This window comes from Mycobacterium dioxanotrophicus (genome assembly GCF_002157835.1).
Taxonomy (GTDB): Bacteria; Actinomycetota; Actinomycetes; order Mycobacteriales; family Mycobacteriaceae; genus Mycobacterium; species Mycobacterium dioxanotrophicus.
In genome coordinates this window covers 1,695,850-1,721,856 of record NZ_CP020809.1, presented here as the reverse complement: position 1 = coordinate 1,721,856, position 26,007 = coordinate 1,695,850, and the positions used below count along the sequence as shown (strand labels likewise).

General features: G+C 66.5%; 26 protein-coding genes and 1 pseudogene. 10 read left to right on the top strand and 17 right to left on the bottom strand.

From position 1 onward, the window contains the following. Positions 1 to 31 precede the first annotated feature (31 nt). The 4 genes from BTO20_RS08265 to BTO20_RS08250 all read right to left on the bottom strand — a co-directional run bounded on the left by BTO20_RS08265 (position 32) and on the right by BTO20_RS08250 (position 3,261). Positions 32 to 436 (bottom strand): hypothetical protein, encoded by a 405-nt coding sequence (locus tag BTO20_RS08265; protein ID WP_087074905.1) that lies wholly within the window; start codon positions 434 to 436, stop codon positions 32 to 34. Between the two features lie 94 nt (positions 437 to 530). Further along, entirely contained in the window at positions 531 to 959 is a 429-nt protein-coding gene (locus BTO20_RS08260) for a hypothetical protein (RefSeq protein WP_198344295.1), read from the bottom strand. 118 nt (positions 960 to 1,077) lie between these two features. Continuing rightward, positions 1,078 to 2,448, bottom strand: a complete 1,371-nt coding sequence (locus BTO20_RS08255) for a hypothetical protein (protein ID WP_087074903.1) — start codon at positions 2,446 to 2,448, stop codon at positions 1,078 to 1,080. A 21-nt stretch (positions 2,449 to 2,469) separates the two neighbouring features. After that, complete coding sequence (locus BTO20_RS08250) at positions 2,470 to 3,261, bottom strand: (2Z,6E)-farnesyl diphosphate synthase (protein ID WP_064948258.1); 792 nt, start codon at positions 3,259 to 3,261, stop codon at positions 2,470 to 2,472. Between the two features lie 82 nt (positions 3,262 to 3,343). Between BTO20_RS08250 and trhA the strand changes: the two genes are divergently transcribed. Beyond that, complete coding sequence (gene trhA, locus BTO20_RS08245) at positions 3,344 to 4,114, top strand: PAQR family membrane homeostasis protein TrhA (protein ID WP_087074901.1); 771 nt, start codon at positions 3,344 to 3,346, stop codon at positions 4,112 to 4,114. 6 nt (positions 4,115 to 4,120) lie between these two features. Here the strand turns inward: trhA and BTO20_RS08240 are convergent, their stop codons facing one another. The 4 genes from BTO20_RS08240 to mca are packed head-to-tail and all read right to left on the bottom strand — an operon-like array spanning position 4,121 to position 7,667. Next, positions 4,121 to 4,495: a nuclear transport factor 2 family protein gene (locus BTO20_RS08240; protein WP_087074899.1), complete on the bottom strand. Its 375-nt coding sequence runs from the start codon at positions 4,493 to 4,495 to the stop codon at positions 4,121 to 4,123. 10 nt (positions 4,496 to 4,505) lie between these two features. Then, positions 4,506 to 6,515 (bottom strand): thioredoxin domain-containing protein, encoded by a 2,010-nt coding sequence (locus tag BTO20_RS08235; RefSeq protein ID WP_087074897.1) that lies wholly within the window; start codon positions 6,513 to 6,515, stop codon positions 4,506 to 4,508. Beyond that, entirely contained in the window at positions 6,499 to 6,801 is a 303-nt protein-coding gene (locus BTO20_RS08230) for a hypothetical protein (RefSeq protein WP_198344294.1), read from the bottom strand. Before BTO20_RS08230 ends, BTO20_RS08235 begins: the two co-directional genes overlap by 17 nt. Beyond that, positions 6,801 to 7,667, bottom strand: a complete 867-nt coding sequence (mca, locus tag BTO20_RS08225) for a mycothiol conjugate amidase Mca (RefSeq protein WP_087074893.1) — start codon at positions 7,665 to 7,667, stop codon at positions 6,801 to 6,803. Before mca ends, BTO20_RS08230 begins: the two co-directional genes overlap by 1 nt. A gap of 90 nt (positions 7,668 to 7,757) precedes the next feature. Between mca and BTO20_RS08220 the strand changes: the two genes are divergently transcribed. From BTO20_RS08220 to BTO20_RS08210, 3 genes are all read left to right on the top strand, one after another. After that, positions 7,758 to 8,180 carry a DUF4307 domain-containing protein gene (locus BTO20_RS08220; protein ID WP_087074890.1) on the top strand — a complete coding sequence of 141 codons (423 nt, stop codon included), beginning with the start codon at positions 7,758 to 7,760 and terminating at the stop codon, positions 8,178 to 8,180. 215 nt (positions 8,181 to 8,395) lie between these two features. Next, positions 8,396 to 8,890: a transcription elongation factor GreA gene (gene greA / locus BTO20_RS08215; protein WP_029366355.1), complete on the top strand. Its 495-nt coding sequence runs from the start codon at positions 8,396 to 8,398 to the stop codon at positions 8,888 to 8,890. A gap of 36 nt (positions 8,891 to 8,926) precedes the next feature. Continuing rightward, on the top strand, positions 8,927 to 9,592 hold the full coding sequence (locus BTO20_RS08210; RefSeq protein ID WP_087074888.1) for a GOLPH3/VPS74 family protein: 666 nt from the start codon (positions 8,927 to 8,929) through the stop codon (positions 9,590 to 9,592). 110 nt (positions 9,593 to 9,702) lie between these two features. On the opposite strand, the gene BTO20_RS08205 is transcribed toward BTO20_RS08210, so the two are convergent. The 6 genes from BTO20_RS08205 to BTO20_RS08180 form a co-directional block, all read right to left on the bottom strand. Continuing rightward, positions 9,703 to 10,857 carry a cystathionine gamma-synthase gene (locus BTO20_RS08205; protein WP_087074886.1) on the bottom strand — a complete coding sequence of 385 codons (1,155 nt, stop codon included), beginning with the start codon at positions 10,855 to 10,857 and terminating at the stop codon, positions 9,703 to 9,705. 12 nt (positions 10,858 to 10,869) lie between these two features. Next, positions 10,870 to 11,517, bottom strand: a complete 648-nt coding sequence (locus BTO20_RS08200) for an RDD family protein (RefSeq protein ID WP_087074884.1) — start codon at positions 11,515 to 11,517, stop codon at positions 10,870 to 10,872. A 12-nt stretch (positions 11,518 to 11,529) separates the two neighbouring features. Continuing rightward, complete coding sequence (locus BTO20_RS08195) at positions 11,530 to 12,288, bottom strand: RDD family protein (protein WP_087081792.1); 759 nt, start codon at positions 12,286 to 12,288, stop codon at positions 11,530 to 11,532. An 85-nt stretch (positions 12,289 to 12,373) separates the two neighbouring features. Continuing rightward, a complete protein-coding gene (locus BTO20_RS08190) occupies positions 12,374 to 13,384 on the bottom strand; it encodes a DUF2189 domain-containing protein (protein WP_087074882.1) in 1,011 nt (336 codons plus the stop codon). 245 nt (positions 13,385 to 13,629) lie between these two features. Next, positions 13,630 to 15,024: a cystathionine beta-synthase gene (locus BTO20_RS08185; RefSeq protein ID WP_087074880.1), complete on the bottom strand. Its 1,395-nt coding sequence runs from the start codon at positions 15,022 to 15,024 to the stop codon at positions 13,630 to 13,632. Positions 15,025 to 15,053: 29 nt separating this feature from the next. Beyond that, positions 15,054 to 16,091 carry an alpha/beta hydrolase gene (locus BTO20_RS08180; RefSeq protein WP_087081790.1) on the bottom strand — a complete coding sequence of 346 codons (1,038 nt, stop codon included), beginning with the start codon at positions 16,089 to 16,091 and terminating at the stop codon, positions 15,054 to 15,056. Between the two features lie 194 nt (positions 16,092 to 16,285). Here BTO20_RS08180 and BTO20_RS08175 point away from each other — a divergent pair, with 194 nt between their 5' ends. The 3 genes and pseudogenes from BTO20_RS08175 (at position 16,286) to BTO20_RS08165 (ending at position 19,619) form a co-directional block, all read left to right on the top strand. Next, the gene (locus BTO20_RS08175; protein WP_087074878.1) at positions 16,286 to 17,272 is read left to right on the top strand and encodes an SGNH/GDSL hydrolase family protein; all 987 of its coding nucleotides are present in this window, start codon (positions 16,286 to 16,288) and stop codon (positions 17,270 to 17,272) included. 33 nt (positions 17,273 to 17,305) lie between these two features. Further along, positions 17,306 to 18,523 carry an acetyl-CoA C-acetyltransferase gene (locus BTO20_RS08170; RefSeq protein ID WP_087074876.1) on the top strand — a complete coding sequence of 406 codons (1,218 nt, stop codon included), beginning with the start codon at positions 17,306 to 17,308 and terminating at the stop codon, positions 18,521 to 18,523. Positions 18,524 to 18,631: 108 nt separating this feature from the next. After that, a pseudogene (locus BTO20_RS08165) lies at positions 18,632 to 19,619 on the top strand (IS481 family transposase). 384 nt (positions 19,620 to 20,003) lie between these two features. Here BTO20_RS08165 and BTO20_RS08160 read toward each other — a convergent pair. Together BTO20_RS08160 and BTO20_RS08155 are read right to left on the bottom strand one after the other, a co-directional pair. Next, positions 20,004 to 20,861, bottom strand: coding sequence for an endonuclease domain-containing protein (locus BTO20_RS08160; RefSeq protein WP_157680168.1), 858 nt, complete (start codon positions 20,859 to 20,861; stop codon positions 20,004 to 20,006). Positions 20,862 to 21,108: 247 nt separating this feature from the next. Further along, positions 21,109 to 21,942, bottom strand: a complete 834-nt coding sequence (locus BTO20_RS08155; RefSeq protein ID WP_087074874.1) for a Bax inhibitor-1/YccA family protein — start codon at positions 21,940 to 21,942, stop codon at positions 21,109 to 21,111. 175 nt (positions 21,943 to 22,117) lie between these two features. Between BTO20_RS08155 and BTO20_RS08150 the strand changes: the two genes are divergently transcribed. From BTO20_RS08150 to BTO20_RS08140, 3 genes are read left to right on the top strand one after another with little or no spacing between them, the layout of a single operon-like run. Further along, positions 22,118 to 23,146, top strand: coding sequence for an enoyl-CoA hydratase/isomerase family protein (locus BTO20_RS08150; protein ID WP_087074872.1), 1,029 nt, complete (start codon positions 22,118 to 22,120; stop codon positions 23,144 to 23,146). 11 nt (positions 23,147 to 23,157) lie between these two features. Next, on the top strand, positions 23,158 to 23,931 hold the full coding sequence (locus BTO20_RS08145; RefSeq protein ID WP_087074870.1) for an enoyl-CoA hydratase: 774 nt from the start codon (positions 23,158 to 23,160) through the stop codon (positions 23,929 to 23,931). 9 nt (positions 23,932 to 23,940) lie between these two features. Beyond that, positions 23,941 to 25,641 (top strand): alpha/beta hydrolase, encoded by a 1,701-nt coding sequence (locus tag BTO20_RS08140; RefSeq protein ID WP_087074868.1) that lies wholly within the window; start codon positions 23,941 to 23,943, stop codon positions 25,639 to 25,641. Here the strand turns inward: BTO20_RS08140 and BTO20_RS08135 are convergent. Further along, on the bottom strand, positions 25,638 to 26,006 hold the full coding sequence (locus BTO20_RS08135; RefSeq protein ID WP_087074866.1) for a rhodanese-like domain-containing protein: 369 nt from the start codon (positions 26,004 to 26,006) through the stop codon (positions 25,638 to 25,640). The genes BTO20_RS08140 and BTO20_RS08135 overlap by 4 nt on opposite strands. Position 26,007 lies beyond the last annotated feature (1 nt).

The following is a 26,007-nucleotide window of genomic DNA, read 5'->3' as shown; positions in this document are numbered from 1 at the left end:
GTGCAACAACCGGCCACTCGGCAGCGCGGTGCTACGCCCGGATTCGACGGACCCCGATGAACTGCCATTCCGCCATCACCGCGGTGTAGATGCCGGTGGCGATGACGATCACGCCGCCCGCCGTGGTGAGGGTCATGGTGAGCACGGCGGCCACCGCGATCACGGTGCACAACGCATTGGCCACCGCGGTGCCGATGCCCGCGGGACGAACCCGGTCGATCGCTGCGAGCGCGAACACCACGACGCCGTAGCCGACCGAGAAGATGCCGACGCCGTATTCGATGGACTTCGGCAGGCCGGTGAGATCCGAGAACCACCCGGCGGTGGCGAGCAGGACGATGCCGGTGATGCCGACGAAGATCGCGTCGACCCGCATGGCCAGCCGCAGCAGGGTGTCGGATGCGCTCGCGGTGCGGGGCGTGGTGATGGCGGTCATGATTCTCCTTCTTGGTGGGTGGTGGGGGTGAGCACGGTGCGAGGACCACAGCCGCAACCTCTACGGATGCGGCCCCCGCACCGGCGGGAACAGGTCACGCCAGCCGGCGTACTCCGCGGTGTTGCAGCCAGGCCAGGCCCAGCGTGATGGCGACGAACCCCAGCAGCAGATCGGTGCCCAGCGCGGTCAGCGGCAACCAACCGGCCAGGACCGCCGTGACGGCCACCGCCCCGAAGACCACGTTGCCGGTGTAGACGGCGGTGCCGACGCGGCGGATGTCGGGCAGCGCGGCCACGGCATAGAGCAGCGCCCCGTAGCTGACGAGGGCGGCGCCGACGAGCCAACCGGCCGTGGCGGTCAAGCCGGCCAGCCGCGCCAGCGGATCAGCCACCATGGCGCCGAGCAGGCCCACCGCCGCGCACACCGTGGCGTCGGCGCGCAGGGCGAACCGCAGCAGCGAGGCTTCCGCAGTGCCACCCCTTGGGGCGGATTGGTGAAGTGGACGGGTGACGAAGGCGGTCATGGCTGGCTCCTCGGCGATGAGGCGGTGTCGAGCTTTTCGAACACCTCCGACATTGCTCAGGACGCACTGCCAGATCCACGCCGGACGCTGCCAAGCACTGCCAACCGCAGGTCAGGCCCTATTGCGCCGCCGGGCCCGAGGCGGGCACCAAGGTGCCGCGCAGGTCTGCGGCGATCACCTTGGCCGCGGCGTTCTGCCAGTTGTGCAACGACCGCTGCGGCACTTCGGTGACCAACCACTGCCAGGCCTGCCGGGCGACGGGATCGAGGCCCGCGGCGGTGGCGTTCTGCGCGTAGGCACGCACTCCGACGACGTAGGGGAAGTACAGCGAGTTGTAGTGGCGCCACTGCTCGGTGGTACCGAAGTCACCACCGTCGCGCGGCTTGAGCGCCGCGATCCGATCGGCCAGCAGCGCCTTGAGTTCGTTTGCCCGCTCCAGCGGTTGATCGGCCGCGCCCCGCTGCGCCAACCGCGCGTCGATGGCGGGCAGCGCCGTGAGTGGGCTGGCCATCAGCTTGGAGAGGTCGCCGTAGTGCCCGAGAGCGCGGCGGGTGAGCCGGGCGAACGCGTCGTCGTCAACGTCGTCGAGCGGGCTGCCCGAACGCAGTGGCAGCGCCGCCTCCGTGCGGCGCAGCGCCTCGCGGTCGGCGCGCAGAGCCGGTGAGCGCGAGAACGCCAACCGGTCGAGCACCCCGGCCAGCGGATCGGCGAGCACCTCCACCGCCACGGCGACGGCCAGGCTGGTGAACAGCAGCACCGTCATCGCCACCCGGCCGTTGCCGGCGAGCACGGCCGCACCGATGAGCGCCTGGGCGCCGAACGGTACCGCGATCACCAACGTGCCGAGAATCGATCGCCGCATGTCGGCGCGCAGAGCCTGCCCTTCGTCGAACGCGTCCCAGATCGCCACCGCGATACCCAGCAGGGCGACGTCAAAACCGGTGGACGCCAACGCCAGCCAACTCGGGAGCAGCCCGAGCGGAATGACGATGATCGCGTTGCCCAGGGCGAAGAACAGCGTCGCAACGATGATGAAGCCCACCACGGATCCGGGCTTGGCCCCACCGGTGACGGCCTTGATCATCGCGCCGAGCGAGGCCAGGGATATCACCGCGAACATCACCCAGTGCCCCGGGCGCAGCGGCCCGGCGACACTGCCTGCCAGTGCGGCCCCGGCGAAAGCCAGCACCGCGACGGCGAAGATGGCGGCGAACTCCCCGGCCCGGGCGCGCCACGTGTCACTCGGTCGGGACAGCTCGATCATCACCGCGAACCAGGCGATGCCGGGCAGCGCGACCAGATAGATCTCGATGCGGCTGAGCAGCTCCGACCCGCTGATGAGCCGGACGGCGTCGAGGGCGACGACGACGGCGAAGCTGGTCAGCCCGACCGCGGCGCACACCAGGACCGGTTTGCGCGGGTCGCGGGCAAGCAGATAGAGCCCCAGCCACCAGCTGAGCGTGAAGACCACCGCCGACAGCGCAGCCATGAATCCCAGTGTGGCACGCGCCTACTTGCCGAAGCGGCGGTGCCTCGCGGTGTAATCGCGCAGCGCGCGCAGGAAGTCCACGCGCCGAAACGCGGGCCAGTACGCCTCGGTGAACCACATCTCCGAATAAGCGCTCTGCCACAACAGGAATCCGCTCAACCGCTGCTCCCCCGAGGTCCGGATGACCAGATCAGGATCGGGCTGGCCCGAGGTGTAGAGGTTCTCCGAGATGCCCTCGGCAGTGACGGCGTCGATGAGCTGCTCCGCGGTGGCGCCGTTGGCCAGCTCTTTGTTGAGCAGCGAGCGGACGGCGTCGACGATCTCCTGCCTGCCGCCGTAGGCGACCGCCACGTTGACGTGAAACTTCCCACCGTTGCCGTTGGTGCTCTCCACTGCCTCGCGCAACCGGCGGGCCGGTTCGTCGCCGAGCAACGACAGATCGCCGACCGTGCGCACACTCCACTTGTTGGCCGGCGCGCAGATCTCTTCGACCACGTCGGTGATGATCTCGATCAGCCCCGACAACTCTTCGGGATCGCGCTGCAGGTTCTCGGTCGAGAGCAGGTACACCGTCGCCATCTCGATGCCTGCGGCCTGACACCACCGCAGCATCTCGGCGATCTTGGCCGCGCCCATGCGATAGCCGATGCTGACATCGTCGTGACCTGCCTCACGTGCCCATCGCCGGTTGCCGTCGCACAGAACCGCGATGTGGCGGGGCAGTTGGGCTTTGGACTGCGCCAACTCCTGACGCAACCGCATCTCGTAGAGCCGGTAGGCCGGTTCTTTGAGCCGCGGGGGAATGATGTCCACGAGAATCCAGACTACTGTCATAGCCAGGGAACTCATGGCTGTTAATGGAGGTGACATGACCGCGGACGCGAGGAGCACCAATATGACCGCGGACGCGAGGAGCACCAATCACGCCGCGCCGATCGATGCCACCAAGCCCTACCGCTCAGCGGCAGCAGGGAGCAGGCCCGCCGAAGACCTGCCCGAAGCGGTCGCCGACGGCGTCGCCCAGTTCCTCGGCAGGCCGCGCGCCCGCGGCTGGATCCACGTCTACTCGGCGGTCGTCGCGTTCATCGCCGGTGCCGCGCTGGTGTCCGTGTCGTGGTCGGTGGAGTCCACCCGCGCCGGTCTGGCGACACTGCTCTACACCTTCACCATCGTGGCGATGTTCGCCGTCAGTGGCACCTATCACCGGGTGACCTGGAAATCGGCGGATGCGCGCAAGTGGATGAAGCGCGCCGACCATTCGATGATCTTCATCTTCATCGCGGGCAGCTACACCCCGTTCGCACTGCTGGCCCTTCCGGAATCCAAAGGCATGGTGCTGTTCTGGATCGTCTGGGGCGGCGCGATCGCGGGTGTCCTGCTGAAGATGTTCTGGCCGTCGGCGCCGCGCTGGCTGGGGGTGCCGCTCTACATCCTGTTGGGCTGGGTGGCGGCCTGGTTCATCGGGCCGATCATGAACGGTGCCGGGGTGGCAGCGGTGGTACTGCTGATCGTCGGTGGCGCGCTGTACAGCATCGGTGGCGTGCTCTACGCGCTGAAGTGGCCCAACCCGTGGCCGACGACGTTCGGCCACCACGAGTTCTTCCACGCCTGCACAGCGGTAGCGGCGATCTGCCACTACATCGCCATGTGGTTCGCGGTGTTCTGAGCCCGCCTACAGCTTGACGGTGTCAGCCGGCGACCAGTAAGCCTTCATCGCCGAGATCTTGCCGTCGGCGTCGAACACCATGACGTCGATGGGCTCGATCCGCATGCCGCTGTTGCCGAAGTCCATCGTGAGCCGGAAATGGAACGCGGCCTCGTGGCCGGCCACCCGCAATGTCACCAGCTCGGTCTTGCTCTTGATGTTCTCGACGTTGGCGTAGAAGCCGCGGATGGCGGCCCGCCCGATGTGTACCTCGCCGCCACCCACCGGATCTTCGACGGTCGCGTCGTCCGCGTAGAGTTCGGCGATCTCATCAGCACTTCCGTTGGCGACCAGCTCGAGGTAGCGGTTGACGGTCTGGGTGATGTGCTCGACGTTCGGCATGGCCGCGAGGCTACACGGCGCCGCGTCGGCCGTCCTCCGGTTGACCGGCCAGTGAGACCGCGAGATCCCCGACCGTGGTGACGGGCAGGTCGCACACGCGGCCGCGGCACACGTACGCCGCGTCGGCTCCGTCGACCCGGTCACGTCCTTCCAGCAAGGCGGACGAGTTCGCTGGGCCGCCGACGACGATGGCACCGCCGGGCGCCAGCGCGCGTGCGGCGGTGAGCAATTCGGCCGAGCGCGGGTTGCAGGCCACCGCGACCTGGATGGGCCCGCGGATCTGCGCCTCGGCCACCGCCAGCCAGTGTCCGCCCGAGCGGGGCGCCCGAGCCAGGATCGGTGTCGCCGAAGCCAACGTGTCCTGTGCGGCGGCGGCGTAGGTTTCCGACGCGGTCAGGTGCGCAGCCAGTTGCAGTGCCTCGGCGATCAGCGACGCACCCGACGGCGTGGCACCGTCGATGGGGTCGGCGGGCCGCACCATGAGCTGCTCGGCGTCGTCAGCGGTGTCGAACCAGCGCCCCGGCCGCTGCGGATCGGCGTAATGCTGCAGCGCGGTGTCCAGCAGTCCCAGCGCCTCGGGCAACCATGATCCGGTGAGCTGATAGAGCGTCAGCAGGCCGGTCGCCAGCGCGGCGTAGTCCTCCAGGATCGCCGCGCTGTCCCCCACCCGGCTGCCGAGGCTCGCCCGGCGTAGCCGCCCGTCGACGAGGTGCAGATCCAGTAGCCTGCGTGCGCATTCCGAAGCGGCAGTGAGGTATTCGGGGTTGTCGAGGGCCACCGAGGCTTCGGCCAGGGCGGTGATGGCCAACCCGTTCCACGCCGAGACCACCTTGTCGTCGCGTGCGGGTTGCGGGCGGGTACCGCGGTGCGCCAACAACTTCGAGCGGACGCATGCGAACCTGGCGGTGTCGTCGGGGTCGACGGGCAGCTGCAGCACCGACGCGCCGTGCTCGAAGGTTCCGTCGGCGGTGACGGCGAAAAGCGAAGCCGCCCAATCTCCGTCGTCGTCACCGAGCACTTCGGCCAATTCACCGGGCGTCCACACGTACGTCAGCCCCTCGCGACCGGCCGCGTCGGCATCCAGCGACGAGGTGAACATCCCGTTGGCCCCGAGCCCGGCGATGATGAAGCCGGCCGTCTCTTCGGCCACCTTGCGCGCCAACGGATTACCGGTGCGCCGCGCCCAGTGCGCATACGCCCGCAGCAGCAACGCGTTGTCGTACAGCATCTTCTCGAAGTGCGGCACCACCCAGTACGGATCGACGCTGTACCGGGCGAAGCCGCCTGCGAGCTGGTCATAGATGCCGCCGCGGGCCATGGCCGCTGCGGTGCGCTCGACGGCCTGCAGGGCCGCGCCGGATCCGGTGCGTTCGTAATGCCGCAGCAGGCCTTCGAGAAGCGCCGAGGGCGGGAACTTCGGCGCTTTGCCGAATCCGCCGTGGGCGCCGTCCTCGTCGCGCAGCACCGCGGCCACCGCGTGATCGCACAGTTCCGGTCCCACGGGCGCGCCACCACCGGGCAGCCCGGCGGACATCGACCGGAGTTCCGTCGCGATCTGCTCCGATGCCCGCTCGACTTCGTCGCGCCGGTCGCGCCAAGTCTCGGCCACCGCCGCCAGCAGTTGCAGGAAACCCAGCTTCGGGTAGTAGGTGCCGCAGAAGAACGGGCGTCCATCAGGGGTCAGGAAACAGGTCATCGGCCAGCCGCCCTGCCCCGTCAACGCCACGGTGGCGTTCATGTACACGGCGTCGAGGTCGGGGCGTTCTTCACGGTCGACCTTGATGCAGACGAACCCGTCGTTGGCCGCGGCCGCGACCTCGGGATCCTCGAACGATTCGTGAGCCATCACGTGGCACCAATGGCACGCCGCGTAGCCGATCGACAACAAGATCGGGACGTCGCGTGCGGCCGCCTCGGCCAGCGCCTCGGACGACCACTGCCGCCAGTGCACCGGATTGTCGGCGTGCTGGCGCAGGTAGGGGCTGGTGGCCCCGGCGAGGGTGTTACCCCCCGGACTCACGCGGCTGTCGGTCGTCGGATCGCTCCTCCGAGGTGTCGTCGGAATGCTCGTCTTCTGTGGCTTCCACCGTACCGTCGTCGACGGCCTGATCGGGCTCGGGATGCTCACGATCGAACGATTCGGGCAGCTTGCGCAGGTGCCGGTTCATCGACCAGACCAGGGCAAACGTGCCTACCAGCAGCGCTACCGTGATCAGCAGGCCGAACGGGCTGGCCTTACCGAAATCCGGTCCGGTGTTGCGGGGCTCGTCGGCAAGCAGCGTCACGACGGCCGTCAGGGTATCCATCACTTTTCAATCCCACTGAACAAATCATCCTCGGGCAGGCTTACCGGCACCCGGGACCGGGCCAGCTCGAACTCCTCGGTCGGCCACAACCGTTGCTGCCATTCGATCGGCGCGTGGAAGAAGTGACCGTGGGGGTCGATCTGGGTGGCATGTGCACGCAGCGCGTCGTCACGCTGGCTGAAATACTCGGCGCATTCGATCCGGGTGGTGACCCGGCCCGCGAACACGTCGTGCTCGGGGTCCCAATGTTCGAGCCATTTGGCGAACGGGCCCTCCTGGCCGTTCTTGGCGAACTCGTCCTGCAGCAGTTGCATGCGCTCTCGCAGGAACCCGTGGTTGTAGTAGAGCTTGGACACGCTCCACGGGTCGCCGGCGTCGGGAAACTGCATGTAGTCGGCGGCGGCCTCGTACGCGGCGACCGACACCTGGTGGCAGCGGATGTGGTCGGGGTGCGGATAGCCGCCGTTCTCGTCGTAAGTGGTCATCACGTGCGGCCGGAACTCCCGGATCACCCGCACCAACCGGGATACCGGCTCCTCGATGGGCACCAAGCCGAAGCAGCCGTCCGGCAGCGGCGGCAACGGGTCCCCCTCGGGTAGTCCGGAGTCGACAAAGCCCAGCCAGTGGTGCTCGACGCCGAGGATCTCGGCGGCCTTGGCCATCTCGTCGCGTCGGACTTCGGCGATCCGGCCGTGCACCTCCGGGATGTCCATCGCCGGGTTCAGAATGTCTCCGCGCTCGCCGCCGGTCAGCGTGACAACCATGACGCGCACACCTTTGGCCGCATAGCGCGCGGTGGTCGCCGCACCCTTGCTGGACTCGTCGTCCGGGTGGGCGTGCACCGCCATCAACCGCAGTTCACTCATTTCGTCTCATCTAACTACGGCGACCTCTTGTGTAATCCAATACCTGCGCCGGTTGGCCGCGGGCTGTCCCCGCCTATAGTTCCAGTTCTGATGATCGAACGCCCCGTCGCCCGGTACGGACGACAGTCCCAGCCCCGCCGAAACCGTCGTTGGGTCCTTGTCGCCCTCCTCGCTCTCGTGGTGGTGGCGGGGACCATTCTCGCCGTCGCCGCGTGGCACAAATTCGCCAACAACGATGTGAAAGGCGAGCTCACGGCCTATGAGTTGGTCGGTGACGACAGCGTATCGGTGACCATCGGGGTGACCCGTCCGGACCCGTCGCGGCCGGTGGTCTGCATCGTGCGGGCCCGTTCCATCGACGGCGGGGAGACCGGCAGACGCGAGATCCTGGTGGGTCCGTCGACGCAGAAGACGGTTCAGGTGACGGCCGTGGTGAAATCCAGCAAGCCGCCCGTCGTCGGTGACGTCTACGGCTGCGGGACGGACGTGCCATCGTACCTGGTAGCGCCTTGATTTGAGCCGACGCAACAAACGCCGAACTGCGAATACATGAAGATCGGCTGTCTGTTCGGTGGTAAACTGAGCGGATACACGGTTCCGCGCTGGGGCCGTGTATTGCTGCATTAGCCCGCAGAAATCACTTGCGCTAGCGGCAATACACGCGGAACCCACCCGGCCCGAAACCGAGGCTTTCGCATGCGAGGCAACAACGACAGGAGCGCGAAGACATGACCGACACCCAGGTCACCTGGCTCACCCAGGAAGCTTTCGACCGGCTGAAGGCCGAACTGGATCAGCTGATCGCGAACCGGCCGATAATCGCCGCCGAGATCAATGACCGCCGCGAAGAGGGCGATCTGCGCGAGAACGGCGGCTACCACGCTGCCCGCGAAGAGCAGGGCCAGCAGGAGGCCCGCATCCGCCAGCTGCAGGAACTGCTCAACAACGCCAAGGTGGGCGAAGCACCCAAGCAGTCCGGCGTTGCGCTGCCCGGTTCGGTGGTCAAGGTCTACTACGACGATGACAAGAGCGACACCGAGACGTTCCTGATCGCCACCCGCCAGGAGGGCATCAGCGACGGCAAACTCGAGGTGTACTCGCCCAACTCGCCGCTCGGTGGGGCCTTGATCGACGCCAAGGTCGGCGAGACCCGCACCTACACCGTGCCCAACGGCAACACCGTCAAGGTCACGCTGGTCAGCGCCGAGCCGTACCACTCGTAAGGTACGGCTCGCGGGGGAAGCACTACAGTCGGGGCAATGGCGCAAATCGCCGAAGATCTCTTTCTGCTGTTGCTGGACAATGCCTCCGCGCAGCCTGGTCTGGACCGGCGGCGCCGTGAACGAGTGTTGGCCGCCGCCACGCTCCTCGACCTCGCTTACGCCTGCCGGATCCGTCCGGCACTGGCCGACGAGCCCATGGAGCCGGGTCTGCTGATCGCCCTGGAAGGCAACTGGCCCTCCGACCCGGTCACGGACCCGGCGTTCCAACTGCTGCGGCGGCGCCCGCTTTCGGCGGAGTCGGCGCTGGCGAAGCTCGGCAAGTCGACCCAGCCTGCACTTGAGCTGCACCTGGAAAATATCGGCCAGATCCACCGGGTTCGCTTGCCGGGCAAGGGTTTTCGCGCAACGTACTGCTGGCCGCTGACCGACCGGGAACGGGTCGGCCTGGCCCGCGCAGCACTGCTCGGCGCGTTGTTCGATGGGCAGAACCCGGTTCCGGCGATCGCTGCCATCATCTGCCTGCTGCACGCCGTCGACGGTCTGGGCGCCGTGCTCAGCCTCAACGAGCGGGGATGGCGCTGGGTACACGCCCGGGCAACCGAGATCACCACGGGCGCATGGGTCGACGACACCGCCGCCGGGTTACCCGAGATGAACCTGGCGGTGACGACGTCGACCCTGCGCCCCGCTCTGATGGGCTAGTCGCCTTTTTCGCGTGTCACCCTTCTCCCGCGTGTCACCTTCTCCCGCGAGCAGTCGCTGCGGTACCCGACACGCCGGAGTTCGCGAACCTTTGTGTCTGCTCGCCGTGGCTAGCTCAGCGCCTGCTCCAGGTCGGCCAGCAGGTCGGCGGGGTGTTCGATGCCGACCGACAGGCGCACGAGGTCGTCGGGCACCTCCAGCTGAGACCCTGCCGTCGAAGCATGCGTCATCGCACCGGGGTACTCGATCAGCGACTCCACGCCACCGAGCGACTCGGCGAGGATGAAAACCTCTGTGCGCGAGCATAGTTCACGCGCAGCATCGGGGCCGCCACGCAACCTGACCGACACCATGCCGCCGAAACCGCTCATCTGCCGCGCCGCGACGTCGTGATTGGGATGGGTCTCCAGTCCCGGGTACAACACCGACTCGACAGCGGGGTGCCCGTCGAGGAATTCGGCGATGAGAGCAGCATTTTCACTGTGCTGACGCATCCGCAGCACCAGGGTCTTGAGCCCGCGCATGGTGAGATACGCATCGAACGGGCCCGGCACCGCCCCGGCCCCGTTCTGCAGGAACGCGAAAGCCGTGTCGAGTTCCTCGTCGTTGGTCAGCAACGCACCACCCACCACGTCGGAGTGCCCACCGATGTACTTCGTGGTCGAATGCAACACGATATCCGCGCCGAGCAGCAACGGCTGCTGCAATGCCGGTGAGGCGAACGTGTTGTCCACCAACACCTTTACCCCCGACGCCGAGGCGATCTGCACGATCCCCGCGATGTCGGCGATGGACAACAACGGGTTGGTCGGCGTCTCGACCCAGATCATCCGGGTGCGCGGAGTCATCGCCGCACGCACGGCGTCGAGGTCCGACAGCGGCGCCGGGGTGTGGGTGATCCCCCACTGCGAGAAGACCTTGTCGATGAGCCGGAACGTGCCGCCATAGGCGTCGTCGGGGATCACGACGTGGTCCCCGGGCCGCAGGACCGCCCGCAGGGCACAGTCGGTGGCGGCCATGCCCGAGCTGAACGCCCGCCCATAGTCGGCTTCCTCGACCGCGGCCAGCGACGCTTCGAGCGCGGCGCGGGTCGGATTGCCGGTGCGGGCGTACTCGAACCCGCCGCGCAAACCACCGACGCCGTCCTGGGCGAAGGTCGAGCTGGCGTAGATCGGGGTGTTGACGGCTCCGGTGCCCGGGTCGGGACGGTAGCCGGCGTGGATGGCTTTTGTGGCCAGGCCGTGCCACTTGCGCTGTTCACTCATAACCCGTTGAGCCTATCCGGACCAGCCCGGGTATGGCCCCGCGACCGGTGCAGGATTCACCGGTACGCACACCGTCGACATGATCTTGTCGGCGAAAGTCTGACGCTTGGCGTCCCACAGCGGGAACAGATAGCCGAGGTAGCAGACGAGACCGTCGACGACGTGGACGATCTGGCGCATCAGGGACATACCGAAACCGATTGGCTCGCCGGTCTTCTCACTGACGACCTGAAATTTCATCGCCTTCTTGCCGATGCTCTGGCCGGTCATGCCCTGCCGCTGCCCGTAGTTCCACACCGAGAAGCTGAACGGCAGCACCATGCCGAACAGCGCGGCCGTCCCGTACAGGACGAGCTCACTGCTGGTCGAATAGCCCGGGCAGCTGAGTTGGCGCCGGCACGTCGATTCGCTGCTCGCGACCGAGCCGATCGCCACCGTCAAGATGGCGAACGCGATGACCAGGAATACCGTGACGGGCAGCTGGTCGATCACGAACGCGACCACCCGCGTGCTCCACGGCGTATACGGGTGCTGCGGGGTCGCAGGCTGCTGGTGGGGCTGCTGCGGCTGGTATCCGGACGTGGGCGCATAGAAGACGGGGATGGGCTCCTGGCCGAAGGTGTTTCCGCCCGGGTTGTCGTTCGGCAGCATTGAACTCATGGCGGCGCCTGATCAGTAGATTCCGTTGGCGGGAGGGCTCAGCACAGGATTGGCGGGGACGCAGACCGTCGACATGATCTTGTCGGCGAAGGTCTGACGCTTGGCGTCCCACAGTGGAAGCAGGTACCCGATATAGCAGACGGCGCTGTCCGCGAAGTGGGCGATCTGGCGAACCAGTGACATGCCGAAACCGATTGGCTGGCCGGTGCTTTCGGAAACGACCTGGAACTTCATCACCTTCTTGCCGATGCTCTGGCCGGTGGTGCCCTGTTTGTAGCCGTAGTTCCACACCGCGAAGGCCAGCGGAAGGGTGAACATCACGATCGTCACGAGCACCATGAACACCGCGATGACGCCCGAAGGCGCGGTGGTGCCAGAACAGTCGACATAGCTGCCGGTGCTCGAGCACTCCGGCTGCGAGGTTCCCACGAGTGCCAGTCCCCCGACCAGCACGACGACGTAGGCGACCACCAGGATGGCGGCGATGGGCAGCTGATCGATGAAAAACGCGACGGCCCGGTCCGTCCACGGCGTGTAGGAGTTCGGGTTGGGAGTCGGCGGATAGTAGCCCTGCTGCGGCGCGAAACCCGGTTGGGGCGAGGCGAATCCAGGCTGACCGCCGTAGCTGGGTTGACCGTAGTTCGGTTGTCCGTAGCCGGGTTGGCCGTAACCGGGCTGCCCGTAGCTCGGCTGGCCGGGGCCGGGCTGGCCGGGGCCGGGCTGGCCCGGTCCGTATCCGGCTCCATAAGGGTTGGGCGGCATCGCGGTCATGGCCAGATGATGCCATGGCAGCACTGTGCCCACGGTGCGGACCTGTTGGCCGAGTGCACCGTGGGCACAGTGTTGTCGACGATTACTACGGGGTCAGCGGAGCAACCTGGGCGCCGGTGAGCCGACGCCAGGTGTACACCAGGAACAACGCTGCGACCGGTGCGGCGACCAGGAGGCCGATGCCGCAAAGGAGTTCGCCGACGAAGATCGTCACGAAGATGACGATGTAGGCGACCAGCGCATTGACGAAGTTCGACTTGACCAGCTCGAAGCTGGTCTTGATGCCGTCGATCGCGGACAGGTTGCGGTCCAGGATGGCCGGCATGGTGAACAAGGTGAAGATGCCCACCACAATGCTGCCGATGAAGCAGAACGAGCCGATGGCGCTGAGCACACCGATGATCAGACCGGCGATGATGAAATTGCCGAGCTGACGCGGCTTGAAGAACGAACCGATCGTCACCGGTTGTCCGTTCGCGATATCGATCACACCGCTCAGATACGCCGACGACACCACGGCCATGAGCACGACGAGGATCAGACCGCCGAGGATCAGCACAGCGATGCTGCCCGCGCCGAGGCTGTAGCTCGCCGAGTATTCGTAGTCCGAACCGTAGCTGCCGTACGACGACGTGCTGCTCTCGGCCATCGCGATCGCAAGGCCGTACGCGACGCCCGCGATCACACCGACGATCAATCCGTACACCAGCGTCGGAACGATGAGGGCGGCCGCATTCTTGCTGAACTTGTTCCACGCCCACGAGAACGCTTCACCCACGCTGTAGGCGGCGCCTTGCTGCCCGTAACCGGGAGGCGGGTACCCCGGCGCACCGGGAGGCGGCGGTGGCGGGTAGCCGCCCGGCCCGCCAGGAGGCGGAGGCGGCGGATAACCGCCCTGCGGCGGAGGCGGATAACCACCTTGCTGCGGAGGTGGCGGCGGCGGATAACCGCCACCGCCCTGCGGCTGGAACCCCCCGCCCTGGGGCGGTTGGTAGCCGCCGCCTTGCGGTTGGTAGCCGCCGCCCCCCTGAGGCGGTGGCGGGAATCCTCCGGGCGGAGGCGGCGGGTAGTTTCCGGGCGGCGGTTGATTACTCACGTTGATGGCTCCTATCTCGGGTAGCGACCGTCACCCGGTCACCACTGACTGCCAGCACCTGGATGTACAGCGAGCGGAACGGCTCACTGGGGAGATTACGCACCACGGGGCTCGTTCACATGCCCCTCGCGGCAAAGGCCGTATCGGTAGATCGGTCGCGGACCCCCTCCGCAGTCGAGTTTGCTGAATAGCGCCCGCTGACACTACCCGAGAAGTGGTCGATTGCAGCGCTTCTCACCTGGTGTTCAGTGCCGCGCGTTTCCCTCCGACAGGAACCCGAGCAGGTCGTGACGGGTCAGCACGCCGACGGGCTTGCCGTCTTCGACGACCATCACGGCGTCACTGTCCCGCAGCGACTTCGCCGCGGTGCTCACCAACTCACCCGCGCCGATCAGCGGCAGCGCCGGCCCCATGTGCTCGGAGACGGCGTCGGCGAGCTTGGCCCGGCCTTCGAATACCGCTGACAGCAGTTCACGTTCCGACACACTGCCGGCAACCTCGCCGGCCATCACAGGTGGCTCGGCACCGACGACGGGCATCTGCGACACCCCGTATTCGCGCAGGATGCCGATGGCGTCGCGCACGGTCTCCGACGGGTGGGTGTGCACCAGATCGGGCAGGGCTCCGGACTTGCCGCGCAGCACATCTCCGACCGTCGACTGTTCGATCGAGCCGTCCAGGCGGCTGCGCAGGAAGCCATACGAGGACATCCATGCATCGTTGAAAATCTTTGAGAGATAACCCCGTCCGCCGTCGGGCAACAGCACCACCACGACCGCGTCCGGCCCGGCTTTGCGGGCCACCTCGATGGCTGCGACCACGGCCATCCCGCACGATCCACCGACCAGCAGGGCTTCCTCACGCGCCAGCCTGCGGGTCATGTCGAAGGAATCCGCGTCGGAGACGGCGATGATCTCGTCGGGCACGGTCGGGTCGGAGGCGCTGGGCCAGAAGTCCTCGCCGACACCTTCGACGAGATACGGACGGCCGGTCCCGCCGGAGTAGACCGATCCTTCGGGGTCGGCCCCGATGATCTGCACCTTTCCGCCGGAGACCTCTTTGAGGTAGCGCCCGGTTCCGGTGATGGTGCCACCGGTGCCGACGCCGGCGACGAAATGGGTGATCTTGCCCTCGGTGTCGGCCCAGATCTCGGGGCCCGTGGTCTCGTAGTGGCTGGCCGGCCCCATCGGGTTGGAGTACTGGTCGGGCTTCCAGGCCCCGTCGATCTCCCTGACCAGCCGGTCGGAGACGCTGTAGTAGCTGTCGGGATGATCCGGCGGCACCGCCGTCGGGCACACGACTACGTCAGCTCCGTACGCGCGCAACACATTCTGCTTGTCCTCGCTGACCTTGTCCGGGCAGACGAAGATGCACTTGTAGCCGCGTTGCTGGGCCACCAGCGCCAGGCCGACCCCGGTGTTGCCGGACGTCGGCTCGACGATGGTGCCACCCGCTTTGAGTTCGCCGCTGGCCTCCGCGGCGTCGATCATCTTGACGGCGATGCGGTCCTTGGCACTACCACCCGGGTTGAGGTACTCGATCTTGGCGGCCACCAAGCCCGCACCTGTTGGGACAACCGAGTTCAGCTGTACCAGAGGGGTATTGCCGATGAGCTCACTGACGTGCTTGGCGATGCGCATAGTCACATCGTGTCAGGCTCGCGCGCGGGTTACCAGGTGGCCTCGCGAATGTAGTCGCCGATCTGGCGCAGCGAGCGCGTCGCTTCGGACACCAGAGGCGATGCGAGCTGGAAGACGTGCATCTGACCGGGCCAAACGCGAACCTCCACCGGAACGCCGGCGGCGGCCAGCATCCGGGCGGCTTTCCGCGCATCGCTGATCAAAACTTCGGAACCGGACACGTGAATGAGCGTGCGCGGCAGGCCCGGTTCGATGTGGTCGAGCGGTTCGTAGACTTCTTCGCCCTTGCGGCCTGCGGCGTGCTCGACGAGTTCGACCAGAGCTTCGAAGGCGCGGCCCGGGAACATCGCGTCGCGACGGATGTTCGGATGGTTGGCGCGCGTGACGTTGTCGATCTCGAACAGCGGCGACATCGTCACCAGGGCCGCCGGCTCTTCGCCTTCGGCCAGCAGCCGCTCGGCGAGCGCAAGGCCCAGATAGCCGCCTGCGGAATCGCCCGCCAGCACGATCTGGTCGGGCTCGTAACCCGTGAGCCGCAGCCACTGGTAGGCGTCGTAACAGTCGTCGAGCGCGGTGCCCACCGAGTGCTTGGGGATCATCCGGTAGTTGACGACGAGCACCGGGCTGTCCGCGTACTGCGACAGCGACGACACGATGCCGGAGTGGGTGCTCGCACCACACACGATGAACGCGCCGCCGTGCAGATACAGGATGACGCTGCGCTTGCCGTCGGCCGGCAGTACTCCGTTTGCCCGCACGAGCTGCGCAGTGCAATTCGGCAATCCGATCGTTGCCCTGATGGTCCCGGGAGAGGGACGCAGCGTCCGAGCCGCGAATTCGACGATGCCGAATGGCCACGGCAGACGTGGAGCATGGCTACCAATTGCCAGCACCGGACGGATTGTCAGCATGGCTGCCAGCGAAGCCAGCCGACCACCCAGGCTCGGGCCGTCTTCGACGATCTCTACGGGCCTCTGGTCACTTACCGGGTACTTGCGTGCGCGGTGCAATCTAGCTGGGCTTATCCCAGCGCGATGGGACCTCGAGACCTTACTCGGTGCAGTCATCGCCACCACTTCCTACGTCTTTGTAGTGCTAGGTGTGCTACGTCACTCAGACAACCCGGGTAACTTAGCTTGACACGGTCAATCAGTTCAACAATCAAATAACCTGAATTGATACCGGACTTGATACCGCAACGTAATCGCTGATCCGCCTTCGCCGCGCGCAAAACCCCGTGTGTCGCACCTAAACTTGCGGTGTGGGGTCAAGTAGTGATGCTCCTCGCGTCCGCAGCCGTAGTCGGACGCCACGTCGAGCCACCGTCGCCCTGGCGGCCGCAGCGACGCTGGCGTCGACCGGCACGGCCTACATCGGAGCACGCAATCTGCTGTCCGGGCAGGCCGACCAGGCCCGCCGAGTCATTCCGAAGTCCTGGGACATCCCGCCCCGAGCCGACGGCGTGTACGCGCCCGGCGGCGGGCCGGTGCAGCGGTGGGAGCGTGGGGTTCCGTTCGACATCCACCTGATGGTGTTCGGAGATTCCACGGCCACGGGTTACGGCTGCCATGAGGCCGACGAGGTACCCGGAGTCGTGATCGCTCGCGGTGTGGCCGAGCAGTTCGGCAAGCGGATTCGCCTGAGCACCAAGGCAATTGTCGGCGCCACGTCGAAGGGGCTGTCCGGCCAGATCGACGCGATGTTCGTCGCGGGCCCACCACCGGACGCGGCCGTCATCATGATCGGAGCCAACGACATCACCAAGCCGAACGGCATCGGCCCGTCGGCGCGGCGTCTGGGCGCCGCGGTGCGCAGGCTGCGGTCGGCGGGTGCGGTGGTGGTCGTCGGCACCTGTCCCGACTTCGGGGTGATCACTGCGATACCCCAACCCCTGCGCATGGTGGCACGCAGCCGCGGATTGCGCCTGGCCCGCGCGCAGGCCGGCGCTGTGCGTGCCGCGGGCGGCGTGCCGGTCCCGTTCTCCGACCTGCTGGCACCGGACTTCTACAAAGCTCCCGAGCTGCTGTTCTCGCAGGACATGTTCCACCCGTCGGCGGCGGGCTATGCGTTGGCGGCCAGCCAGCTCTTGCCCGCGCTCTGTAATGCGCTGGGCGACTGGGACGGTGCCGAAGCCCTGGAAACCGGGTCGGCGGACGACACGTCGCTGCTGTCGCGACTGGGCAGTGTGAGCAGGCTCTGGCGGCGGCCGACCGGGGTGCCCGCACCCATCGTGGTGCCCGCGGGTTAGGTTCGTTTCTAGAACACGATCTAGGAGCCTGCCATGCCTGAAGCTGTCATCGTTGCCACTGCCCGCTCGCCGATCGGCCGCGCAGGCAAAGGCTCACTCGTCAACATGCGTCCCGACGACCTGGCCGCCCAGATGGTCAAGGCCGTGCTGGACAAAGTGCCTGCTCTGGACCCCCGCGACATCGACGACCTGATCATGGGCTGCGGCCAGCCCGGTGGTGAGGCCGGGTTCAACATCGGTCGCGCCGTCGCGGTTTCACTCGGCTACGACTTCCTGCCCGGCACCACCGTCAACCGCTACTGTTCGTCGTCTCTGCAGACCACCCGCATGGCGTTCCACGCGATCAAAGCCGGTGAGGGCCATGCCTTCATCTCCGCAGGCGTCGAAACCGTGTCCCGGTTCGCCAAGGGCAACGCCGACGGCTGGCCCGACACCAAGAACCCGATATACGCCGACGCGATGGCCCGCTCCGACCAGGCCGCGGCAGGCGCCGACGAGTGGCACGATCCCCGCGAAGACGGCCTGCTGCCCGACGTGTACATCGCCATGGGTCAGACCGCCGAGAACGTCGCACTGCACACCGGCATCAGCCGTGAAGACCAGGATCACTGGGGTGTTCGGTCGCAGAACAGGGCCGAGGAAGCCATCAACAGCGGCTTCTTCGAGCGCGAGATCGTTCCGGTGACCCTGCCTGACGGCACCGTGGTCTCCAAGGACGACGGTCCGCGCGCGGGCACCACCTACGAGAAGATCAGCCAGCTCAAGCCCGTCTTCCGGCCCAACGGCACCATCACCGCCGGCAACGCCTGCCCGCTCAATGACGGCGCCGCGGCGCTCGTGGTCATGAGCGATGTGCGCGCTCGCGAGCTCGGCCTCACCCCGCTGGCCCGCGTCGTGTCGACGGGCGTGTCCGGTCTGTCGCCGGAGATCATGGGTCTCGGTCCCATCGAAGCCGTCAAGAAGGCGCTCGCCAACGCGAACATGACCATCGGCGACATCGACCTCTACGAGATCAACGAGGCCTTTGCGGTGCAGGTGCTCGGCTCGGCCCGCGCGCTCGGCATGGACGAGGACAAGCTCAATGTGTCCGGTGGCGCAATTGCTTTGGGCCACCCGTTCGGCATGACAGGTGCCCGCATCACCGCCACGCTCCTGAACAACCTGCAGACCTACGACAAGACCTTCGGCATCGAGACCATGTGCGTCGGTGGCGGCCAGGGCATGGCGATGGTCGTGGAGCGCTTGAGCTAGTTGTACTGACCACCGACGTTAGGTACGGCGTGGCGTAGTGACATGACGAAGACCTCCGAGTGAAGTGCGAGCTGTCGAGGAACGCACCAACTCACTCCGGAGGTCTTCATGTCCCACCGTAATGCCCCGTTGTCAGAAACCGGACGTCTGCGCCTAGCTCGGTGCATTGTTGAGGACGGTTGGCCGCTGCGGCGGGCTGCCGAGCGGTTCCAGGTCTCGGTGAGCACCGCAGCTCGCTGGGCCGGGCGGTACCGCGAACTCGGTGATGCCGGCATGGCTGATCGCAGCTCACGGCCTCACCACAGCCCCAAGAGAACACCCACCCGAACTGAGCGGCGCATCATCAAAGTCCGGGTCATCCGGCGTTGGGGCCTGCGCGTATCGGTTATCTGCTGAGGTTGCATCCCTCGACGGTGCATCGCGTGCTGACCCGGTACGGCCTGGCCAAACTGCGCTGGCTCGACCGCCCGACCGGGCGGTCATCCGCCGGATGGAATCCGCGGCCTGCGGCGATCTCGTGCATGTCGATGTCAAGAAGCTGGGCAAGATCCCGGACGGAGGCGGCTGGCGGATGTTGGGAAAACCTATCGGTGGCCGCAACAGGCAGGCCGACAAGAGTTCAGGGCAGACCAGCAAGTACGGCAATCCGGTGCGGGGGTATCACTTCTTGCACACCGCCATCGATGCGCACTCACGGCTGGCCTACTCCGAACTACTGGCAGACGAACGCAAAGAGACGGCCGCAGCGTTCTGGCTGCGGGCCAACGCCTGGTTCAATCATTGCGGCTTTACGGTGCGGAAAGTGTTGACCGACAACGGGTCCTGCTATCGGTCGCACAAATTTCGCGATGCCCTGGGTGACATCGAGCACCGGCGCACCCGCCCCTACCGGCCACAAACCAATGGCAAAGTGGAACGTTTCCACCGCACCCTGGCCGACGAATGGGCCTACGCCCGGCTCTACACCAGCGACACCGACCGCTGCGCCGAGTACCCGCGATGGCTACACAACTACAATCACCACCGCGGCCACACAGCACTCAAGGGTCAACCACCTGCCAGCCGCGTGCCTAACCTCTCAGGTCAGTACAGCTAGTCCAGCCGTGCACTGACTCTGCGCGTGAGGCGTCAAAGTACGAGCAGCCAACACCCTCACCGCAGAGCCAATGGCGGCGGCACCATGCTCGGCACTGACTCTGCGCGTGAGGCGTGAAAAGGCGAGAAACCAACACCCTCACCGCAGAGCCAATGGCGGCGGCACCATGCTCGGCACTGACTCTGCGCGTGAGGCGTGAAAAGGCGAGAAACCAACACCCTCACCGCAGAGCCAACGGCGGGGGCACCAAGCTCGGCACTGACTCTGCACGCACGGCGTCAAAGTTCGAGAAACCAACACCCTCACCGCAGAGCCAACGGCGGGGGCACCCCGCTCGGCACTGACTCTGCACGCACGGCGTCAAAGCCCGAGAAACCAACACCCTCACCGCAGAGCCAATGGCGGAGCAACCCGATCCCACGCGAGCTGCAGGCGCCTCAGGATGTCCGGCCGACGGTGTCCGGCCGCCACGCGAATTGTGGTCCAGCCGAGGTGTGCGACGTACTCGTGGCGGATGATGTCGTAGCCAAGTGCGTCAGCATGCTGTGCACCGTCATATTCGACGGCGAGCATGTACTCCTCCCAACCCATGTCGAGGTAGTACCGCGGTTGCCCGTCCTCTCCTGGCACTGGGATCTGCGTCTGCGGCCGTGGGTATCCGGCATCGATGATCATCAGCCGAAGCCGGGTCTCTTGAGGCGACTGGGCACCGGGATCGTAGAGATCGAGCGCGGATTCGAGCTGACGTAGCCCGCGCACATGCCGATGGCGGTCGGCCAGCTGCAAAACATCAAGCGCTTTCAGCCCCGTCGCGTTGCCTAGTGCGTCGAGCCGAGCGACCGCCTCGCCCAGTGAACCGCGCCGGCCGAGGTCGAACGCCGTCCGCTCAGACGTCGTCACAACGAGTCCGTCGAGCCGTTGAGACTCCCCCGGCAACAACAGCTCCGCACGCGTGATCACCGATTTTGGTGGTCTCGCATTCGCCCAGATCAACTCGATCGGAGTGTCGCCACCAATCCAATTCGCACCGTGCAGGGCCGATGCCGCGAGGCCCGCGACGACGCCTTTCCGCTGTGACCACAGCCACGCCGCCTGAGTCCGCAGCTGCAGCGTCGGGACTATTCGCTTGTCCAGGTACACATTTGGCATCAGCAGCCGGTAATAGCGACGTAACTCGTAGCGGTTCAGCGCGCCGCATGCCAGAGCCTCGCTGCCGACGAATGGTTCGGTACCAATGTCCATGGCGACAGGCTCGTTTCGGCCACCGACTATTTGTCGCTGTCCGAGACGCGCCAGCCGGCGACTGTGGATGAACCTGGGCTTGGGGATAACCCTGCCGCCTATATTGACTCTGCATCCACGGCGCAAAAGTGCGAGAAGCCAAGACCCTCACTGCAGACTCAACGCCGCGGCCCACGCCCACCCACGGCAGAACAACGCAAAAGAAAAAGGCGCCCGCAATCGCGGACGCCCTTCTCGGGTATGACTGCTAGTCGTTGTTGAAGTAACTCAGCAGTCGCAGGATCTCGATGTACAGCCAGACCAGGGTGACGGTCAGGCCGAGCGCGATGCCCCAGGCGGCCTTCTCGGGCGCGCCGGCGCGAATCATCTGGTCGGCGGCGTCGAAGTCGATCAGGAAGCTGAACGCGGCCAGGCCGATGCACAGCAGCGAGAAGCCGATGGCCAGCGGGCCGCCGTCGGTCAGCGGGGCGTTGCCGGTGAAGATCGCGAACAGGATGTTCACGATGGCCAGTGCGACGACGCCAAAGATGCCGGCGACGATCATGCGGGTGAGCTTCGGGGTGACCCGGATGGCGCCGGTCTTGTAGACGACGAGCATGCCGAAGAACACGCCGAAGGTGGCGACCACGGCCTGGAAGATCATGGCCGGTCCGCCGCTGGACACCAGGTTGGCGAACAGGAAGGACGCGGTGCCGACGAACACACCCTCGAACGCCGCGTACGACAGCACGATGGCCGGGTTGTCCTGCTTACGCCCGAATGTCGCGATGAGCACCAGCACCAAGCCGCCGATGCTGCCGACCATGAACATCGGGAACATCAGCGCCGGGTTGGCGGCGGCGAAGAAGTAGGAAAGCACACCCACGATCGACACGATCGCGAGCGTCATACCGGTCTTGGTGACGACGTCGTCGATGGTGAGCGGACGCGACACACCGGCCTGCCGCTGTTCGGGGTACTCGGTGTAAGGCTGTGCATGTACCTGCTGAGCGCCGTATCCGGCGGCTCCGGTACCGAATTGTGCGTATCCGCCCTGCGTCTTGGGCAGAGACCGGAATACCGGGTTGCTGGTCTCGCGCACCGTCGGGTCCTCTCCTATGTGCCGTTGTTCGGCAGTGAACTACTTGGGTCAACGTTCGGCGATCTGCACAGGTTCCCGCAAAACCGGATGAGTTCCCAGGAAACGTACAGGTTTGATATCGAGGCAAACCCTACCCGGCGAAAGGGGCCAACGGGCGTCGAACTAGATTGCATCCGTGACCGAAAACGAGGACATCCTAGTAAACGTCCGCAACGGCGTCGGCATCCTCACCTTGAACCGGCCCAAGGCGATCAACTCGCTCAACGAGGGCATGGTCGCGGGCATGGCCGCGGCGCTCGACGCGTGGGAGCACGACGAGAACGTTCACACCGTTCTGCTCACCGGCGCCGGCGAGCGCGGTCTCTGCGCAGGCGGCGACGTCGTGGCGCTCTATCACAGCGCCAAGGCGGGCGGGGCCGACGCCCGCAGGTTCTGGTACGACGAATATCGGCTCAACGCCCGCATCGGCAGCTATCCCAAGCCGTATGTGGCGCTCATGGACGGCATCGTGATGGGCGGCGGCGTGGGCGTCGCAGCCCACGGCAGCATCCGGGTGGTCACCGACAGCACCAAGATGGCGATGCCCGAGGTCGGCATCGGCTTCATTCCCGACGTCGGCGGCACCTACCTGCTCTCACGCGCCCCCGGCGCTCTGGGCCTGCACGCCGCGCTGACCGGCGCACCGTTCAGCGGAGCCGACGCGATCGCCATGGGCTTCGCCGATCACTATGTGCCCCATGACAGCCTCGCCGAGTTCACCGAGGCCGTCGTCAATGACGGCGTCGAGCACGCCTTGGCCGCCCACGCCGTCGAGCCGCCGGCCAGTCCCCTACTTGCACAACGGGACTGGATCGACACATGCTACGCCGGGGACACCGTCGCCGACATCGTGGCCGCCCTGCGCGAGCGTGACGCGGGCACCGACGCCGCCAATCTCATCTCGACCCGCTCCCCCGTCTCGCTGGCCGTGGCTCTGGAAGCCGTCCGCCGGGCCGCCAAGCTGGACACCCTCGAAGAGGTCCTCCAGCAGGAGTACCGGACCTCGTGCGCTTCGGTGCGCTCGCATGATTTCGTCGAGGGCATCCGCGCCCAGCTGGTGGACAAGGATCGCAATCCACAATGGTCTCCGGCATCGATTGCGGAGGTCACCCAGGCCGATGTCGACGCATACTTTGTTCCGGCGGATCCCGACCTGACGTTCTGAGAGGACATCCGATGAGCTTTGAGACGATCCTGGTGACCCGCGTCGACCGCGTCGCCACCATCACCCTGAACCGGCCCAAGGCGCTCAACGCGCTCAACAGCCAGGTGATGAACGAAGTCACCACGGCCGCAGCCGAACTCGACAATGACCCGAGCGTCGGCGCGATCATCGTCACGGGCAACGACAAGGCGTTCGCCGCGGGCGCCGACATCAAGGAGATGGCCGAGCTGTCGTTCGCCGATGTGTACTCGGCCGACTTCTTCGAGCAGTGGTCGAAGTTCGCGGCCACGCGGACGCCGACCATCGCCGCGGTCGCCGGGTACGCCCTGGGCGGCGGCTGTGAGCTGGCGATGATGTGCGACATCCTGATCGCAGCGGACACCGCGAAGTTCGGTCAGCCCGAGATCAAGCTCGGCGTGCTGCCCGGTATGGGCGGCAGCCAGCGGCTGACGCGCGCGATCGGCAAGGCCAAGGCGATGGACCTGATCCTGACCGGCCGCACCATCGACGCGGTCGAGGCCGAGCGGGCCGGGCTGGTGTCGCGGCTGGTGCCGGCGGACTCGCTGATCGACGAGGCCCTCGCGGTCGCGGAGACGATCGCGGGGATGTCGCTGTCGGCCGCACGGATGGCCAAGGAAGCCGTCAATCGCGCCTTCGAGTCGTCGCTCACCGAAGGGCTGCTCTACGAGCGGCGGCTGTTCCACTCGGCGTTCGCCACGGCCGATCAGAAGGAAGGCATGGCGGCCTTCACCGAGAAGCGCGCCCCGAACTTCACGCATCGTTAAAGTCAACGGGTGACCGACACCGCCGAGCCCGAAGCCGAGACTCCTGAAGCCCAGGCACGCGAGACGGACAAGCCCGACTGGTGGCAGCGTCATTACACGTTCTTCGGAACGGCGCTCGGCCTGGTGTTCCTGTGGTTGTCGATGACGCCGTCGCTGCTGCCGCGCGGCCCGCTGTTTCAAGGTCTGGTCAGCGGGGCCGCCGGCGCAATCGGCTACGGCCTCGGTGTTTTCGGGGTGTGGCTGGTGCGGTTCATGGGCTCCAGGGACAACAGCCCCAAGGCACCCAAGTGGGCCTGGCTCGGACTGGTGGTCGTCGGCATCGTCGGCCAGATCCTGATGATCGTGTACTTCCATGTGTGGCAGGACGAGGTCCGTGACTTCATGGGCGTACCGCGGCTGACATTTTGGGATCACCCGTTGACGGCCGTGCTGTCGGTGGTGTTGCTGTTCGTGTTCGTCGAGATCGGACAGCTCATCGGCAGGCTCGTGCGCTTCCTGGTGCGTCAGCTCAATCGCTTTGCGCCGCCCCGGGTTTCGGCAGTGGTCGTGGTTGTACTGTTGCTGGCGTTCAGCATCGCGCTGCTCAACGGCGTGGTGGTCCGGGTCGCGATGGACAAGATCAACAGCACGTTCTCGGCGATCAACAACGAGGACGATCCCGATTTCGCGGCCCCGACGTCGAAGCTGCGGTCCGGCGGCCCTGAATCTTTGGCGAAGTGGACCACGCTGGGCCATCAGGGCCGGGTGTTCGTCTCGGCCGGCCCGAGCGTCGAAGCCTTGACCAAGTTCAACGGAAAACCAGCGATGCCACCGATCCGGGCGTACGCCGGGCTGCATTCCGCCGAGGGCATCCGAGCCACCGCGGCGCTGGCCGCGCAGGAGTTGCTGCGCACCGGTGGGTTGGACCGCAAGGTGGTCGCGGTGGCGACCACCACCGGCACGGGCTGGATCAACGAGGCCGAGGCCTCGGCACTGGAGTATATGTACAACGGCGACAGTGCGATCGTGTCGATGCAGTACTCGTTCCTGCCCAGCTGGATCTCGTTCCTGGTGGACAAGGAGAACGCGCGTCAGGCCGGGCAGGCATTGTTCGAGGCCGTCGACGAACTGGTCAAGCAACGGCCGGAAGGCAAGCGCCCCAAGCTCGTCGTGTTCGGCGAGAGCCTCGGTTCGTTCGGCGGCGAGGCGCCGTTCCTGAGCCTGAACAATTTGGTCGCCCGCACCGACGGTGCACTGTTCTCGGGTCCGACGTTCAACAACACCATCTGGACGGATCTGACCCGCAACCGCGATGCCGGTTCACCGGAGTGGCTGCCGATCTACGAAAAGGGCGACTACGTTCGGTTCGCCGCGCGCCCGGAGAATCTGGACCGGCCGGCGGACCCGTGGTTCACGCCGCGCACGGTCTACCTGCAGCACGCATCCGACCCGATCGCGTGGTGGAACCCGGATCTGCTGTTCTCCGAGCCGGATTGGCTCAGGGAGCCCCGTGGTTACGACGTCTCGGGACGCATGCAGTGGATCCCGGTGGTGACGTTCCTGCAGGTGTCTGCGGACATGGCGGTCGCGGTCGACGTGCCCGACGGGCACGGCCACGTCTACGTCAAGGATGTCGCAAACGCGTGGGCCAAGATCCTGCAGCCGCCGGACTGGACTCCGGACAAGACCGAGAGACTGCGCCCGCTGCTGAACAACGACGAAAACGCCTAGACCAGCTCAGCCACTTTCAGGGCCTGATAGCCGCCGACGACGTCGGTGGCGCGGTGCAGCCCGAGGTCGAGCAGGGCGGCGGCGGCCAGGCTTGAGGTGTAGCCCTCCGAGCAGAGGATCACCCAGTAGACATCGTCGTCGACGGCCTGCGGAATGCGGGCATCACTGGTGGGGTCACACCGCCACTCCAGGACGTTGCGCTCGATCACCAGCGCGCCCGCGGCTTCGCCCTCGAGGGCTCGTTGCGCGGCGGGCCGGATGTCGACGAGCACCGCTCCCGACGCCAGCGCGGCGGGCAGTTCGTCGGCAGGCAGCCGCTGCAGGCGCTCCCGCGCGGCTGCCAAGACTGCGTCGATCCGGCTCATG